Origin of the sequence: Pseudokineococcus lusitanus (assembly GCF_003751265.1) — a bacterium.
GTDB classification, from domain to species: domain Bacteria; phylum Actinomycetota; class Actinomycetes; order Actinomycetales; family Quadrisphaeraceae; genus Pseudokineococcus; species Pseudokineococcus lusitanus.
Map to the genome: position 1 here is coordinate 430,061 of NZ_RJKN01000001.1, position 15,202 is coordinate 445,262.

Annotated in this window: 14 protein-coding genes and 2 tRNA genes; 7 read left to right on the plus strand and 9 right to left on the minus strand. The window is 76.7% G+C overall.

Going from position 1 to position 15,202, the window contains the following annotated elements:
* Positions 1-18: 18 nt before the first annotated feature.
* The 3 genes from EDC03_RS01940 (at position 19) to EDC03_RS01950 (ending at position 2,817) form a co-directional block, all read left to right on the plus strand.
* Complete coding sequence (locus EDC03_RS01940) at positions 19-984, plus strand: beta-ketoacyl-ACP synthase III (protein ID WP_123378773.1); 966 nt, start codon at positions 19-21, stop codon at positions 982-984.
* 136 nt (positions 985-1,120) lie between these two features.
* Positions 1,121-1,369 carry an acyl carrier protein gene (locus tag EDC03_RS01945; RefSeq protein WP_123378484.1) on the plus strand — a complete coding sequence of 83 codons (249 nt, stop codon included), beginning with the start codon at positions 1,121-1,123 and terminating at the stop codon, positions 1,367-1,369.
* A 155-nt stretch (positions 1,370-1,524) separates the two neighbouring features.
* Positions 1,525-2,817 (plus strand): beta-ketoacyl-[acyl-carrier-protein] synthase family protein, encoded by a 1,293-nt coding sequence (locus EDC03_RS01950; RefSeq protein WP_123378485.1) that lies wholly within the window; start codon positions 1,525-1,527, stop codon positions 2,815-2,817.
* A 236-nt stretch (positions 2,818-3,053) separates the two neighbouring features.
* On the opposite strand, the gene EDC03_RS01955 is transcribed toward EDC03_RS01950, so the two are convergent.
* A complete protein-coding gene (locus EDC03_RS01955) occupies positions 3,054-3,557 on the minus strand; it encodes a DUF3145 domain-containing protein (protein ID WP_123378486.1) in 504 nt (167 codons plus the stop codon).
* A 195-nt stretch (positions 3,558-3,752) separates the two neighbouring features.
* On the opposite strand from EDC03_RS01955, the gene EDC03_RS01960 reads away from it, so the two are divergent.
* The gene (locus tag EDC03_RS01960; protein WP_199719850.1) at positions 3,753-4,409 is read left to right on the plus strand and encodes a hypothetical protein; all 657 of its coding nucleotides are present in this window, start codon (positions 3,753-3,755) and stop codon (positions 4,407-4,409) included.
* Positions 4,410-4,416: 7 nt separating this feature from the next.
* Here the strand turns inward: EDC03_RS01960 and EDC03_RS01965 are convergent, their stop codons facing one another.
* Both EDC03_RS01965 and EDC03_RS01970 read right to left on the minus strand, forming a co-directional pair.
* Positions 4,417-5,508 carry a sensor domain-containing diguanylate cyclase gene (locus EDC03_RS01965; RefSeq protein ID WP_123378487.1) on the minus strand — a complete coding sequence of 364 codons (1,092 nt, stop codon included), beginning with the start codon at positions 5,506-5,508 and terminating at the stop codon, positions 4,417-4,419.
* Positions 5,509-5,760: 252 nt separating this feature from the next.
* Positions 5,761-6,243, minus strand: coding sequence for a hypothetical protein (locus tag EDC03_RS01970; RefSeq protein WP_199719851.1), 483 nt, complete (start codon positions 6,241-6,243; stop codon positions 5,761-5,763).
* Between the two features lie 126 nt (positions 6,244-6,369).
* Between EDC03_RS01970 and EDC03_RS01975 the strand changes: the two genes are divergently transcribed.
* Positions 6,370-6,612, plus strand: coding sequence for a hypothetical protein (locus EDC03_RS01975; RefSeq protein WP_123378489.1), 243 nt, complete (start codon positions 6,370-6,372; stop codon positions 6,610-6,612).
* A gap of 73 nt (positions 6,613-6,685) precedes the next feature.
* The gene (locus EDC03_RS01980; protein ID WP_123378490.1) at positions 6,686-8,677 is read left to right on the plus strand and encodes an alpha-amylase family glycosyl hydrolase; all 1,992 of its coding nucleotides are present in this window, start codon (positions 6,686-6,688) and stop codon (positions 8,675-8,677) included.
* Positions 8,678-8,686: 9 nt separating this feature from the next.
* Here the strand turns inward: EDC03_RS01980 and EDC03_RS01985 are convergent, their stop codons facing one another.
* Positions 8,687-9,127, minus strand: a complete 441-nt coding sequence (locus tag EDC03_RS01985) for an EVE domain-containing protein (protein ID WP_123378491.1) — start codon at positions 9,125-9,127, stop codon at positions 8,687-8,689.
* Between the two features lie 220 nt (positions 9,128-9,347).
* Here EDC03_RS01985 and EDC03_RS01990 point away from each other — a divergent pair, with 220 nt between their 5' ends.
* On the plus strand, positions 9,348-10,070 hold the full coding sequence (locus tag EDC03_RS01990; RefSeq protein WP_148057983.1) for a hypothetical protein: 723 nt from the start codon (positions 9,348-9,350) through the stop codon (positions 10,068-10,070).
* A 54-nt stretch (positions 10,071-10,124) separates the two neighbouring features.
* On the opposite strand, the gene EDC03_RS01995 is transcribed toward EDC03_RS01990, so the two are convergent.
* The 5 genes from EDC03_RS01995 to dusB form a co-directional block, all read right to left on the minus strand.
* Positions 10,125-10,198 (minus strand) — tRNA-Ile (locus EDC03_RS01995).
* Positions 10,199-10,227: 29 nt separating this feature from the next.
* Positions 10,228-10,302: transfer RNA gene (locus tag EDC03_RS02000), tRNA-Asn, on the minus strand.
* Between the two features lie 88 nt (positions 10,303-10,390).
* Positions 10,391-12,283 carry a DNA primase gene (dnaG, locus tag EDC03_RS02005; protein WP_123378493.1) on the minus strand — a complete coding sequence of 631 codons (1,893 nt, stop codon included), beginning with the start codon at positions 12,281-12,283 and terminating at the stop codon, positions 10,391-10,393.
* A 220-nt stretch (positions 12,284-12,503) separates the two neighbouring features.
* Positions 12,504-13,829: a deoxyguanosinetriphosphate triphosphohydrolase gene (locus EDC03_RS02010; RefSeq protein WP_123378775.1), complete on the minus strand. Its 1,326-nt coding sequence runs from the start codon at positions 13,827-13,829 to the stop codon at positions 12,504-12,506.
* A gap of 53 nt (positions 13,830-13,882) precedes the next feature.
* A complete protein-coding gene (dusB, locus tag EDC03_RS02015) occupies positions 13,883-15,136 on the minus strand; it encodes a tRNA dihydrouridine synthase DusB (RefSeq protein WP_241966977.1) in 1,254 nt (417 codons plus the stop codon).
* Between the last annotated feature and the right edge of the window lie 66 nt (positions 15,137-15,202).

Sequence of the window (15,202 nt, forward strand, 5' to 3'; positions counted from 1 at the left end):
CCCGAGCACGCGCGGATCATGGGCGTCGGCGCCTGGCGGCCGACGCGTGTGGTCACCAACGCCGAGGTCTGCGAGCACATCGACTCCACCGACGAGTGGATCCGCCAGCGCACGGGCATCGAGTCCCGCGGGTGGGCGGACGCGGAGACGTCGGTGATCGACATGTCGGTGCACGCCGGCGCCGAGGCCCTCGCCGCGGCGGGCGTGGACGCGTCCTCGATCGGCGCCGTCATCGTCGCGACGGTGTCCCACCCCTACCAGACCCCGGCCGCCGCGACGCAGGTCGCGGACCGCCTCGGCGCGACACCCGCCGCCGCGTGGGACATCTCGGCGGGGTGCGCGGCCTTCTGCCACGCCCTCGCGCAGGCCGCCGACCTCGTGCGCGGCGGCACCGCCGAGCACGTGCTCGTCGTCGGCGTCGACAAGCTGAGCGACTTCACCGACCTCACCGACCGCTCGACGGCGTTCCTCTTCGCCGACGGCGCGGGCGCCGTCGTCGTCGGACCCTCCGACACGCCGGCCATCGCGCCGACGGTCTGGGGCTCCGACGGCTCGATGTGGGACGTCATCAAGACCCGCACCTCCTGGCTGGAGCACCGCGGCGTCACCGACCCCGCGGCCGTCGAGTGGCCGGCGCTGCAGCAGGAGGGCCAGAAGGTCTTCCGCTGGGCCGTCTTCGCCATGGCGCCGCTCGCGCTGCGGGCCATCGAGGCGGCGGGCCTGACGCCGGACGACCTCGACGCCTTCATCCCGCACCAGGCCAACATGCGGATCATCGACAAGCTCGCCTCGCAGGTGGGCCTGCCGGATCACGTGGCGATCGCCCGGGACATCCGCACGACGGGGAACACCTCCGCCGCGTCGGTCCCCCTGGCGATGCACCGCATGCTCGCCGAGGGCCAGGCGGCCTCGGGCGGCTACGCGCTGCTCGTCGGCTTCGGCGCCGGCCTGTCCTACGCCGCCCAGGTGGTCGTGCTGCCGTGACCGCCGCCGGCCGCCGCTGAGACGGCTCCCAGACCTCCCGCCGCCACCGCGGCGGGACCCGCCGGCCCCGCGGCCGGCACCCCCGACCGAGCACCACCCGAGGGCGCGCACCGCGCGCCGGACACGAGGAGCACCCATGGCCCAGAGCGAGAACGAGATCCTCGACGGCATCGCCGAGCTCGTCAACGAGGAGACCGGCCTCCCCAAGGAGTCCGTCGAGATGGACAAGTCCTTCACCGACGACCTCGACATCGACTCGCTGTCGATGACGTCGATCGTCGTCCACGCCGAGGAGAAGTTCGGCGTGACGATCCCCGACGAGGACAGCAAGAACCTCCGCACGGTGCGCGACGTCGTCGCCTACATCCAGCAGGCCCAGGGCTGACCAGCCCTCCGCTGCCCGTCCGGGGCAGCACCTCGGCGCCGTCCGCGCGCTGACCAGCGCGAGGACGCGCCGGGCCCGGCCCGGGCTCCCCGCCCGGGCCGGGCCGTCCTGCACACCCGGCACCACCCCCGCACCTCCCCCGAGGAAGGCACGCCATGACCGACCAGACCTCGACCGCCACGCACGGCCGGGCGACCACCCGCGAGGTCGTCGTCACCGGCATGGGTGCCACGACGCCCCTCGGCGGGGACGTGCCCAGCACCTGGGAGGCCGCCCTCGCCGGCCGCTCCGGCGCCCGGCCGCTGACGATGCCCTTCGTCGAGGAGCTCAAGCTCCCCGTGACGTTCGGCGGCACGCTCGCCGTCCCGGCCGCCGACGTGCTGCCCCGGCACGAGATGAAGCGGCTCGACCCGTCCGCGCAGTACGCGCTGGTCGCCGGTCGCGAGGCCTGGGCCCAGGCGGGCTCCCCCGAGGTCGAGGGCGAGCGCCTGGGCTGCGTCGTCGCCACCGGCATCGGCGGCGTGACGACCCTCATCACCGCGTACGACGTGCTGAAGGAGAAGGGCCCCCGGCGGGTCCTGCCCCTCACCGTCCCGATGCTCATGCCGAACGGCGCCGCCGGCGCCCTCGCCATCGAGTTCGGGGCGCAGGCGGGCGCGCACAGCCCCGCCTCGGCCTGCGCCTCCGGCGCCGAGGCCATCGCCTACGGCGCGGAGATGATCCGGACCGGCCGCGCCGACGTCGTCATCGCCGGCGGCACCGAGGCCGCCATCCTCGCGCTGCCCATCGCGGCCTTCGCGTCGATGCACGCCCTCTCCACGCGCAACGACACCCCCGAGACCGCCTCCCGCCCCTACGACGTCACGCGCGACGGCTTCGTCCTCGCCGAGGGCGCGGGCGTCGTCGTCCTCGAGGCGGCCGAGCACGCCGCCGCCCGCGGGGCGTCCGTGCTCGGTGTCGTGGCCGGCGCGGGCATCACCTCCGACGCCCACCACATCGCCGCCCCGGACCCCGAGGGCCTCGGCGCCACCCGGGCGGTGCGGGCCGCGCTGCAGCAGGCCGGCGCCCAGCCGTCGGACGTCGTCCACGTCAACGCCCACGCCACGTCGACGCCCGTCGGCGACGTCGCCGAGGTCGTCGCCCTGCGCGCCTCGCTCGGCAGCGACCTCGACCGGGTGTGCGTCTCGGCGACCAAGTCGATGACCGGGCACCTGCTCGGCGGCGCCGGCGCGCTCGAGACGATCTTCTGCCTCAAGGCGCTGGCCGAGGGCGTGGCCCCGCCCACCATCAACGTCACCGAGCTCGACCCGCAGGTCGACCTCGACGTCGTCCTCGACGAGCCGCGCGTCATGGTCACGGGCCCGGACGCGATCGCGCTCAACAACTCCTTCGGGTTCGGCGGCCACAACGCCGCCCTCGCCCTCACCGGCCCGCGCGGTACCGCGTGAGCCAGGCCGCGCCCGGCGCCGTCGCGGTCGCGACGGCGCCGGGCGCGGCGCATCGGCGCCTTCCTGACGGCACCGGGCCCCACCCCCGGCACATCGGCGCCCTCTTGACGGGACCGGGCCCACGCCCGGCACATCGGCGCCGTCCAGCCGTGGGTGCGCGCCTCAGGAGCAGGGGCGCCGCTGCACCGCCGGCTGACGCCTCTGCCGGCCCCCGGAGCGGTGGGCGGGAAGCCGCGTCAGCCGACGCGGTGCAGCCAGCGGACGGGGGCGCCGTCGCCCGCGTAGCGGAAGGGCTCGAGCTCGTCGTCCCACGCGGTCCCGAGGGCGAGGTCGAGCTCGGCGCGGACCTCGGCGACGGAGCCGACCGCCGCCTCGAGCGCGGCGCGCACCCGGTCCTCGGGGACGAGGACGTTGCCGTGGACGTCGGTGACGGCGTGGAAGATGCCCAGCTCCGGCGTGTGGCTCCAGCGGCCCCCGTCGACGCCGGGGCTCGGCTCCTCGGTCACCTCGTACCGCAGGTGCGCCCAGCCGCGGAGCGCCGAGGCGAGACGGGCGCCGGTGCCCTGCTCCGCCTGCCACGACAGCTCGGTGCGGTAGCTGCCGGGCGAGACCGGCTGCTCGATCCACTCCAGGGTGGCGGGCACGCCGAGCACCCCGCTGGCGGCCCACTCGACGTGGGGCAGCAGGGCACGGGGCGAGGAGTGCACGAAGAGGACCCCACGCGTCAGTGCTCCGGGCATGTCGACCCTCCAGGTCCGTCTCCGAGGTGCGTCTTCCCCAACGTCCTCGTGGCGGTCCGGCGGTGCCGTCGTGCTCGCGACGGCACGGGTGCCGTCGGGCGGCATGCTGCCAGACGCCGCCGTGCGGGGCCAGCACCCGCGGGCGCGTCGCCGGTCGCGGCGCCCGTCCGGCGTCGTCGGGCCCGCAGGAGCACCATGGACGCCGTGAGTGCCGACCACCGCCCCCGCCGCCCGACCTTCCTCGGTCCGCGGGCGATGGACAGCCTCGAGGGCCCCAGCGACCCCGCGGGCCGTGAGGCCGCCGCCCACGCCACCGCCCGGCTGCTCGTCGAGGGCGCGCAGGCGTCCGGCGACGAGGAGGTGGCGGCACGGCTCGTCCGCCTCGCCGACGAGCACGGGCTCGAGCTGCTCGCCGCGCTGTGGTCGGACGCCGCGCCGCAGTCGCTGCCCGGCGCCCTGTGGCGCCTCTACGTCCTCCGGCAGTGGGTGCACGCGGCGCCGGCCGAGGCGTCGCGGCAGTTCGACGAAGGACGCCGACGCGCCCCCGTGCTCGAGGTCGTCGCCGGCGTCGCCGACCCGCCCGGCCCGGACGAGGTCCGGCGCCAGGTGGACGCCGTGCTGGCCGGGGTGGCCACCGGCGACTTCGCCGACACCCTCGACCGCGCAGCGGCCTTCGCCCGCGTCGTCGCCGTGGGACGCGCGGACCTCGCCGACGACGTCGAGGGCGGGCCCGCGCCGGTCGGGGCGGGCGCCTCGGCGGACGACCTCACGACGTCGGCCGCCCGGCTCGTGCGGACGGCGGAGGACCTCGAGGGGTGCGCCGGGCGGTGGCGCTCCGGCGCGCTGCTCTGAGACCCGCTCAGCGGGAGCCGGTCACCGCCGCGTCGGCGGGAGCGGTGCGGGGCGAGGGCAGGGCGGCCGACCAGCTGGCCGCCTCCACCGCGTCGTCGCGGTGGACGACGAGACCCGCTCCGCCCGCGCGCTTGACGGCGTACATGGCGGCGTCGGCCCGTGCGAGCAGCTGGGCGGGGGTCGGGGTCGGCGCGTCGGCGGCGACGTGCGCCAGACCGACGCTCGCGCTGGACGTCACGGCGTGCCCGTCGAGGTCGAGCCGTGTCGTCAGCAGGTCGCCGACGACCGCCGCCACCGTCTCGGGCGGGACACCGGTCTCGACGAGCACCGCGAACTCGTCCCCGCCGAGACGGGCCAGGGTGTCGCCGTCCTTGACCCGGGTCCGCCAGCCGACGGCGAGCTGCCGGAGCAGCTCGTCGCCCGCGCCGTGCCCGAGCGTGTCGTTGACGGCCTTGAAGTCGTCGACGTCGACGAGGAGGAGGGACACCGGGCGGCCGTCGGTGCGGTGGAGGTCGAGCGCGTGCTCCAGCCGGTCCTCGAGCACCCGCCGGGTGGCGAGCCCCGTGAGGCTGTCCTGGGTGGCCAGCCGCTCGAGCTCGGCCTCGCGGACGGCGGCGCTCTCGCGGAGCGTCTCCGCGGCGAGGATCTGCCCGAGGAGCGCGGCCAGGAGCCGCAGCAGCGGCGCGAGGTGCTCCGCGTGCTCGGCGTCGACCTCGTCGTCGTGGTAGCCGCAGAGGGTGCCGAAGACCTGGCCGTCGCCCGTGTGGATGGGGGCGCCGAGGTAGGCCCGGACCCCGATGTCCGTGACCGCGACCGTGTCCCGGTAGCCCTCGACGTCGAGGACCCGCGGCGCGACGGCCGGCCCTCCGGCCGCCATCTGCCGGCAGATCGAGCCCTGCCACGGCATGACCTGGTCGGGCACGAGGCCGAAGGTGCTGCCGCGCAGGTCGAGGAAGACCTGGTCGTCGTCGTCGCGGCGGGTGACCGCCCACAGGCCGAGCGGCAGCTCCCGCTGCAGGTAGTCGAGCACCTCGCGGCTGGCCTCCTCGAAGGTCCAGGCGCGTGGAGCCGTGAGGTCGGGCGGTGTCGTGCCGCGCACGTGCCCTCCTCGGTCGACGTCGGCGGTCGCCCTCGTATCGGCAGGGGCGGGCCCGACCTGAAGGCGCCGTCGGGCCCCGACCCGGCGGGCGCCGCACGCGCCCCGGACGGGGGACGAGTCCCACCGGCGGGCGCGACGTGGCGCCCACGGCGTGGTTACAGTTGGCGTGCGCCGGGCCGCGGTAGCCCCGGGCTCCACATGAAGCCGCTTCGAGCGGCGCTCGCGCCGAGAGGCGCTCCCGGCCCGGCGCACCTACTTGTCCGACGGACCGCCGACGGGGTCGTCGGTGCGGTCGTCGAGCAGCGTGCGGAGCCACCCGGGACCCCAGCTGCTCACCGGGACGCGGGCCCGCAGGCCGCGGTCCGCCGTGACGAGCACGACCTCCCCGCCGTCGAGGACCGCGCCCAGCTGCTCGACGAGGTCGACGAGCGCGTCGTCGCCGCTCCCGGGGGCCAGGAGCACCCGGACCCCCGCGGAACTCTCCCCGCCGAGCGGCAGCGCCTGCCGCGCACGGCCCTCCAGCACGACGCCCACCGCCGCCACGACGACGGGCAGCCCGTGCGGGTCCTCGACCGTCGCCCCCGGCAGCCGTCCGAGCCCCGCCAGCAGGCGGCGGGCGGCGCCGGCGCGGTCCCGCCACCACCCGTCCGGCCGGGCGCCCACGACGTTGGCGGCGTCGACGACGAGGACCACGCGTCGCCCGCCGCCCACCGCGCCTCCCGGTCCCGCGTCCACGGCGTCCCCCTCCCCTCGCCCCCGACCGCACGTCCCTGCGGGCCGAGCCTGCCCGACGACGCGGGGGACCGGTGCCGCGGCGCGCCACCGGGTGCGCGGCGGCGGGCCCGCGGCCAGGGTGGGACCGTGACGACCTCCTCCGACCCCCGCAGCGGCTCCGACGACGGCGGCGTCCCCTTCCCCACCGTCTCGGTCAACGCCGCCGAGCAGGACCCGGACCCGGCCGCGACGACGAGCGACCCGACGGCCCAGCACAAGAGCGCCGACTACGACAACGACCGCGAGGACCTGCCGGGCGGCCGGACCGGCGACGAGGCCGTCAGCCCGGCCGACGGCGCGTCGCACGACGTGTCCGACATCGGCTCCTGACCGGCGACCCCGCCGGTCGGTAGCGTCCGCCCGACCCACCGGGGCGGCGGGCTCGAGCGCGAGGGAGCGTGGCATGGACGGGCGCGAGCAGGTCGGCCCCGGGACGGCACCGGTCGGTGGTCGGGGCGTGCTCGACGACGTCGAGGACCTCCTCGCCGACGTCTCCCCCGACCGGCGCGAGCTCTTCGCGCTGCGCGTGGAGCGGTGGTGGCCCGACGTGCACGACGGCCTCGTGGCCGTGATGCCGCCGGAAGACGTGCGGATTCTCGAGCGGCGCCTCCTGCGCTCCGCGGCCGCGGCGTACCGGGACCGCGACGCCGACCTGCACCGCCTCGACCTGCGCCGGTCGCTGGCCCCGGACTGGTTCCAGCGGCCCGGGATGCTCGGCTACGCCGCCTACACCGACCGCTTCGCGGGCACCCTCGCCGGCGTCGCCGACCGCCTGCCGCTCCTCGAGGAGCTGGGCGTCACGTACCTGCACCTCATGCCGTTGCTGCTGCCGCGCGAGGGCGACAGCGACGGCGGCTACGCCGTCGCCGACTACCGGCAGGTGCGCCCGGACCTCGGCACCACCGACGACCTCCGCGACCTCGCGGCCACGCTGCGCGGCCGCGGCGTCAGCCTCGTGCTCGACCTCGTGCTCAACCACGTCGCCCGGGAGCACCCGTGGGCGGTCGCCGCGCGGCGGGGGACGCCCGAGGAGCGTGAGCGGTACCGCCGCTACTTCCACGTCTTCGACGACCGCGAGGGCCCCGACGCCTACGAGCGGACGCTGCCGGAGGTGTTCCCCGACACCGCCCCCGGCAGCTTCACGTGGGACGAGGAGCTCGACGGCTGGGTCTGGACGACCTTCAACACCTTCCAGTGGGACCTCGACTGGTCGACGCCGGACGTCGTCGCCGAGATGGTCGACGTCGTCCTCCACCTCGCCAACCTCGGCGTGGAGGTGCTCCGCCTCGACGCCGTGGCCTTCCTCTGGAAGCGCCTCGGCACGAGCTGCCAGAACCAGCCGGAGGTGCACGCGGTCACGCAGGTGCTCAAGGCGGTGACGCGCGTCGCGTGCCCCGCGCTCCTGCTCAAGGCCGAGGCGATCGTGGCGCCGGCCGACCTCGTCCACTACCTCGGGACGGGCCGCCGCACCGGCCGCGTCAGCGACCTCGCGTACCACAACACCCTCATGGTCCAGGTGTGGTCGATGCTCGCCACGGGCGACGTCCGGCTGACCGTCCGTGCGCTGCAGCAGCTCCCGCAGACGCCGGCGTCGACGGCGTGGATCACCTACGTGCGGTGCCACGACGACATCGGCTGGGCGATCTCCGACGAGGACGCCGGCGCCGTCGGCCTCGACGGGTACGCGCACCGCGCCTTCCTCTCCGACTGGTTCGCGGGCGGCTTCCCCGGCTCCCCCGCCACGGGCCTCGTCTTCCAGGAGAACCCGGCCACCGGGGACCGCCGCATCAGCGGCGCGACCGCCGCCCTCGTCGGCCTCGAGCGGGCGACGGCGGACGGCGCCGGGCCGGGCGACGGGGCGGTGGACCTCGCGGTCGCCCGCCTCCTCCTCGTCCACGCCGTCGTCATGGCCTGGGGCGGCGTCCCCGTCGTGTGGTCCGGCGACGAGGTCGGCCAGCCCGGCGACGTCGCCTGGGCCGACGAGCCCGGCCACGAGGCCGACAACCGGTGGGTGCACCGCCCCCGCGCGGACGACGGGCGCCTCGCGCAGCGGCACGACCCCTCGACGGTCGCGGGCGCCGTCTTCGCGGGTCTCCGGCACCTGGCCCGCACCCGCGCGTCGCTGCCGCACCTGCACGCGGCGACGCCCTCCCAGGCGCTCGACGTCGAGGACCCCGGCGTCCTCGCGGTCCTGCGGCGTCACCCGGAGGGCGACCTCCTGTGCCTCGCCAACGTCACGGACGGCTGGCGACCCGTCAGCGCCGGCCGCCTCGCGGCGCACGGGGTGGCCGACGCCCTCGACGCCCTCTCGGGACGTGTCCCCGAGCGCGGCGGCGACGGGCAGCTGTGGCTGCCGCCGTACGGGACGGCGTGGTTGGTGGCGGACCGGGGCTGACCGCGGCCCTCAGCTCCAGCCCGCGGCGCGCAGGTCGGCCGCCGCGAGCCGTTCGAGCACCGCGCGCAGCTGCGCCGGGGTCAGGTACGACGGGTTGCTGCCGAACGGCGCCCGCAGCACCTCGGCGTCCGCGACCGCGGGGTCGGCGAGGAGGTCGGCGCGCGCCAACGGCTCGGCGAGCCGGTGCAGCCGGACGTGCACCGCGGGGTCGGGATCGCCGTCGACCGGAGCCTCGGTGACGACGCCGACGGCGTGGACGCCCGGGGCCTGACGGCCGCTCAGCCACAGGAGGCACCGGTCGCCCGGCTGCACGAGGTCGAGGCGGTACGTCGGGTGGACGCAGCGGCGGAGGTCGGCCCGGTCGCCGTTGCGCCAGCCGTCCGTGAGGTCGTCGAGGGGCGTGCGGGTCTTGAGGACCCAGGCGGCGACGTCGTCGGCTCGTAAGGGCACGGGGGCTCCCTCCAAGGCGGGACGGACGGCTGGGTACCCCGGTCACCGACGGAGGGGCAGCAGGTCCGACGACGGGCCCTCGGCCCCGGACGTCATCCTCCCCGGTGGTCCCGACGAAAGGCGGGACCGGGGCCGGCACCTCTCCCTACGGTGCGGGGACCGGTGGCCGGCACGGCCACCACGACCCTGGGTGGTACCGCAGATGCATGCTCGGCGACTGATGACCGCGGTGGTCACCGCACTCCTCACGACAGCGGTGGCCGCCCCCGCCACGGCCTCCGGGACGGCCCCGTCGACGGCGGAGCCCACCCGCCCGGTCGTCACCGTCGACACCCCTCTGCGGGTCGAGGTCGACGAGCACAACATGCGGCACCTCATCACGTTCACCGTCGACCGACCTGTCGACGTCGTCGGGGCCTACCTGCGCATGAGCAACGGCGAGGCCTTCGGGCCGGGGCAGGTCTCGAACAAGGAGTACGTGCTCGTGCCCGGGACGACCAGCACCTACCAGCTGGACATCCCCTGGTCGAAGTACAAGTACCCGTACTGGGGCTCGTACTACTGGAGCGTCAGCACCCAGACGCTGGCCACCGAGACCACCCCCTACATCCGCACGGGCCAGCACATCCCCGTGGTGATCCGCCTCGGCTCGAGCCAGTCGATCAACGTCACGCGGACGGACGGCGTCACGCGGGTCACCGGCGAGAGCCGTCACCTGGACGTGCGCGCCGAGCACCACGACTACCGGGTCTGGCCGGGGCAGAAGGTCACGGTCGAACGGCTCGACGCGGCCGGGGGGTGGACCCGCGTCGGCACCGCCGTCGGCGACCAGCGCGGGCGCTTCACCGTCAAGACGCTCGCGCCCGCCGGCACGCAGTTCCGGGCCGTCGTCTCCCGCACGCCCGACGTGTGGGGCTCCGTGAGCCCGACGATGGGCTCCTGACCGCAGCGCGAGCTCCGGGAGGGCGGTGGGGGCGACCTCACCGCCCGCCCGGCGTAGGGCAGGTGGGGCTCGAACCCACGACCGACGGATTATGAGTCCGCTGCTCTGACCGGCTGAGCTACTGCCCCGTGGCGGGGCGCGCCCGCGGTGATGGGTGTGGCTCCCGCGGCTGGATTCGAACCAGCAACCGTTCGATTAACAGTCGAATGCTCTGCCGTTGAGCTACGCGGGACCGTCGGGCGCCGAGGCGCCCGAGGCGTGGTCGAGGGTACACGGCGTCCCGGGTGGTCGGCGCTCCGCGTGACCGCGGGCCGGACGGGTCAGGCGCTCGCCGCCCGCAGCCGCTTGTGCTCCGCGGTGAGCTCCATGGCGCGGGCCCACAGCCGGCCGGCCTCCTCGTGGTCGCCCGACGCCTCGGCGCGCTGGGCGCGGCCGGACACCTCGGCCGACGACCGGAGGAGGACCCGCAGCTCCAGCTCGCGCAGCGCGGCCGCCGCGAGCGGGCCCACCGGGTCGCCGGGCCGCAGCGGCAGCGGGGCGACGACGAGCTCCTCGACCGAGGCGCGCAGCGACTCCCCCGCCGTGTCGTGCACGCGCGCCGTCCACGCCGCCTCGCCCCCGGACGCCGCGGCGACGCCGCCGACCGCTCGGAGCACCTCGTGCACGGCGCGGTGGAGCGGGACGGCGAAGGCGTCGTCGGGCAGGCCGTCGAAGCGCGCGGCGTCCACCTGGCCGGGCGCCTGCAGGACCGCCTGCAGGAGCTCGCGCTCCAGCCGGACGACGGGGTCGCGCAGGTCGGGGCCGGCCGGCCGCGGCGCGGGTGGCGCCGGCTCGGGCGCGCCGGCCCGCCGCCGCTGCGGCTGCTGCGGCGCCGAGGCCTTGCCGCCGGCGCCGGTGACGGCCCGGCGGACGTCGTCGACGTCCATGCCGAGCCAGCCGGCCAGCTCGCGGGCGTACTCCGGCCGCAGCGCCGGGTCCTTGATGCCCGCGACGAGCGGGGCGGCCGCGCGCAGCGCCTGGACCCGTCCCTCGGCCGTGGCGAGGTCGAAGCGCTCGAGCGTCGAGCGCAGCGCGAACTCGAAGAGCGGCACCCGGGAGGCGACGAGCGCGGCCACGGCCTCGGGCCCCTTCTCCAGCCGCAGGTCGCACGGGTCGAGGCCGCCCTGCTCGACGGCGACGAAGGTCGACGCGGTGAAGCGCTGGTCCTCGGCGAAGGCGCGCAGCGCGGCCTTCCGACCGGCCTCGTCGCCGTCGAAGGTGAAGACGACCTCGCCGCGGAAGGCGTCGTCGTCCATGAGCAGCCGGCGGACGGAGCGCACGTGCTCGGGCCCGAAGGCGGTGCCGCACGTGGCGACCGCCGTCGGGACGCCCGACAGGTGGCACGCCATGACGTCGGTGTAGCCCTCGACGAACACGACCTGGCGCCGCTTGGCGATCTCCCGCTTGGCGAGGTCGAGGCCGTAGAGGACGGTCGACTTGTCGTAGAGCGGCGTCTGCGGCGTGTTGAGGTACTTGGGCCCCTGGTCGGACTCGAGCAGGCGGCGCGCGCCGAAACCGATGGTGGCGCCGGCGACGTCGCGGATCGGCCACACGAGCCGGCCGCGGAAGCGGTCGTAGACGCGGTCGCCGGACTGGGCGCGGCTGACGAGACCCGCGGTCGCCAGCTCCTCGTCGCGGTACCCCCGGGCGCGGAGGTGCTTGAGCAGGCCGTCCCAGCCGTCGGGGGCGAAGCCCGCGCCGAAGTGCTGGGCGGCCGCACGGTCGAAGCCACGCTCGGCGAGGAAGCGCCGCGCGACGCCGGCGCCGGGGGACGCGAGCTGCTCGACGAAGAACTCGGCGGCGACCCGGTGGGCGTCCAGCATCCGCTGCCGGACCCCGACGTCCTGCCGCGACGGCCCGCCCGAGCCCTCCTCGTACCGCAGCTGGATCCCCACCCGCTGCGCCAGGCGCTCGACGGCCTCGGGGAACGTCAGGTGGTCCATCTCCTGGAGGAACCGGAAGACGTCGCCGCCCGCCTCGCATCCGAAGCACTTGTAGTAGCCGACCGCGGGTCGCACGTGGAAGGACGGCGTGCGCTCGTCGTGGAAGGGGCAGAGGCCCTTGAGCGACCCCGCACCGGCCGACTTCAGGGTGACGTACTCCCCGACGACCTCGTCGAGGCGGACCTGCTCGCGGACGGCGTCGACGTCCTCGCTGCGGATCCGACCTGGCACCGCCCGAGCGTACGTCGGGGACGAGGACGCGGCCCCCGCCGTCCACCGGCCTCCCGCCCGACGCGGAACGGGCGCCTGTTCGTCGTCGGAGGCGCCCGCGGAGCGCGAACGGGCGCCTGCTCGTCGTCGGGACCACCCGGAGGTCGCGGACGGGCGCCTGCTCGTCGTCGCACGCCCCCGCAGAGCGCGAGCAGGCGCCTGGTCGCGCGGTCGGACCGGATCAGGCCCCGGTGCCCCGCACGAGCCGCGCGTGCCAGGCCACCGCCGTCGTGTCCGTCAGCGCGGCGACCTGGTCGACGACGACGCGCAGGCGGGCGGCGTCGTCCGCGGCCTCGGCGAGGTCGGCCGCGTACGCGGGCTCGAGGGCGGCGGGGTCCCCGGTGCTCAGGGCGTCCACGAGGCCGGCCACCACCTCGCGCTGGCGGGCGTACTCCGGCTGCCGGTCCCCCGCCTCCATGACGAAGAGGGCGGCGAGCGCCTTGAGCGCGGCGATCTCCGCGAGGGTCCCGGCGGGCACGACGACGTCGGCCGCGTACCGCACGAGCGGACGGCGCCCGTGCGCCTCCTGCGTCGCGCGGCGGGCGGCGTCGACGAAGCGGCCGACGAGCTGGCTCGTCATGTCCTTGAGGGCCGCGAGCGACGCGCGGCTGCGGGTGCCGGGCTCGACCCGCCCCACCCAGGCGGGCGTCGCGGCGAGCCGCAGCAGCGCCTCGTCGACCGCCTCGGGCGCGAGGCCGTGCCAGCGCGCAGAGATCTCGCCGACCCGCCGCCGCTGCCCCGGGTCGGCGACGACGCCGAGGTCCAGCCGGCCGGAGACGACAGCGTCCTCGACGTCGTGGACGCTGTAGGCGATGTCGTCGGCGAGGTCCATGACCTGCGCCTCGAGGCAGCGCCGGTGGTGGGGGGCGCCGCGACGCAGCCAGGCGAAGACCTCCTCGTCGCCCGCCGGCCCGGCGTAGACGCCGAACTTCCGCGTGGAACGCCCCGTCCCGGCGTCCGGGTCGTCGGCGCCGCCCGTCCCGGGGATGGCGGGGCCCTCCCCCGCGCGCCAGGGGTACTTCGTCGCGGCGTCGAGGCTCGCGCGCGTGAGGTTGAGGCCGGCGCTGCGCCCGGTCGCCGGGTCGACCACCTTCGGCTCGAGCCGCGTGAGCAGCCGCAGCGTCTGCGCGTTGCCCTCGAAGCCGCCGATCGCCGCGGCGGCGTCGGCGAGCGCGCGCTCGCCGTTGTGGCCGAAGGGCGGGTGCCCGAGGTCGTGCGACAGGCAGGCGGCGTCGACGACGTCCGGGTCGCAGCCGAGCGACGTCGCCAGCTCCCGGCCCACCTGTGCCACCTCGAGGCTGTGGGTGAGCCGGGTGCGCGCGAAGTCGTCCGTCCCGGGGCCGACGACCTGCGTCTTGCCGCCGAGGCGCCGCAGCGCCGAGGAGTGCAGGACGCGGGCGCGGTCGCGCGCGAAGTCGCCCCTGGCCGCGCTCTTCGGCGCCTCGGGCAGCCAGCGCTCGCGGTCCGGCGCCTCGTAGCCGGGCACGCGGGCGTCGTCGCGCCGCACCGGGCCCGCCGAGCCCTGGTGCGGCGGTGTGGGGCGGCCGAGGCCGGTGGTGCTCACCCGCCGGAGACGGACGCCTCGGCGTCCGCGACCGCCTGCGCCGCAGCGCCGGTCAGCTCGCGCGTCGCGAGCCAGCCCTCGGGCAGCGCCACCCGCTTCGTGGCGGCGGTGCGGCCGCGGGGGCCCTCGGCGTCGTCGCCCGGCCACGGGACGTCCGCGTCGAGGAGGGACAGCGCCTCGGCCAGCTCGTCGAGCGACGTGACGAGCGCGAGGCGGCGGCGCAGGTCCGAGCCGACCGGGAACCCCTTGAGGTACCAGGCGACGTGCTTGCGGATCTCCCGGCAGGCCCGGTCCACGTCGGGCACCCCCTCGACCGCGTTCTGGTCCGCGAGGAGCACGGCGTGGCGGTGCATCATCGCCGCGACCTCGCCGAGGGTCGGGCGCACGCGGCGCGGGTCGCCGGCGAAGGCGGCGGCGAGGTCGGCGAAGAGCCAGGGCCGCCCGAGGCAGCCGCGGCCGACGACGACGCCGTCGCACCCGGTCTCGGCGACCATCCGGACGGCGTCCTCGCCCGACCAGATGTCCCCGTTGCCGAGGACGGGCACCTCGGTGACGGCCTCCTTGAGCCGCGCGATCCGGCTCCAGTCCGCGTCGCCGGAGTAGTACTGCTCCGCGGTGCGGGCGTGCAGCGCGACGGCGGAGGCGCCCTCGCCCTGCGCCGCTCGGCCCGCCTCGAGGTAGGTGTGGTGCTCGGCGTCGATGCCGACGCGCATCTTCACCGTGACGGGGATGCCCGCCGGCTCGGCCGCCCGGACGGCCTCGCGGACGACGGACGCGAAGAGCGAGCTCTTCCACGGCAGCGCCGCGCCGCCGCCCTTGCGGGTGACCTTGGCCACGGGGCAGCCGAAGTTGAGGTCGACGTGGTCCGCGAGCCCGTCCTCGACGAGCACGCGCACGGCCGCCCCGACGGTGCGGGGCGCGACGCCGTAGAGCTGGGTGCTGCGCAGCCGGACGTCGGCGCCGTGCGTGACGAGACGCATCGACTCGGGCGTGCGCTCGACGAGCGCGCGCGAGGTGACCATCTCCGAGACGAAGACGCCCTCGCCGCCGACCGACTCCATCTGCTCGCGGCACAGGCGCCGGTACGCCTCGCCGGTGATGCCGGCCATCGGCGCGAGGACGACGGGCGTGCGGACGGCGTGGGGGCCGATCCGCAGCGGCGGGGGCGCCGGGGAGGTCGCCGGGGCGCCCGCGTCGGGGCCGTCGGCGGCGCCCCGGGGCCGGGCCAGGGTGTCGGGGGCTGCGCTCACGCCCCCATGGTCCCCCATCCCCGCGCCGGCACCGCCGTCCCTCCACCGCCCGGCGGGCGGGGGGTG

Coding starts and splice junctions, on each gene's coding strand:
- EDC03_RS01950 (WP_123378485.1), top strand. CDS start 1,525: ATGACCGACCAGACCTCGACCGCCACGCACGGCCGGGCGACCACCCGC.
- EDC03_RS01955 (WP_123378486.1), bottom strand. CDS start 3,557: ATGCCCGGAGCACTGACGCGTGGGGTCCTCTTCGTGCACTCCTCGCCC.
- EDC03_RS01980 (WP_123378490.1), top strand. CDS start 6,686: ATGGACGGGCGCGAGCAGGTCGGCCCCGGGACGGCACCGGTCGGTGGT.
- EDC03_RS01960 (WP_199719850.1), top strand. CDS start 3,753: ATGGACGCCGTGAGTGCCGACCACCGCCCCCGCCGCCCGACCTTCCTC.
- EDC03_RS01990 (WP_148057983.1), top strand. CDS start 9,348: ATGACCGCGGTGGTCACCGCACTCCTCACGACAGCGGTGGCCGCCCCC.
- EDC03_RS01945 (WP_123378484.1), top strand. CDS start 1,121: ATGGCCCAGAGCGAGAACGAGATCCTCGACGGCATCGCCGAGCTCGTC.
- EDC03_RS01940 (WP_123378773.1), top strand. CDS start 19: ATGGGCGTCGGCGCCTGGCGGCCGACGCGTGTGGTCACCAACGCCGAG.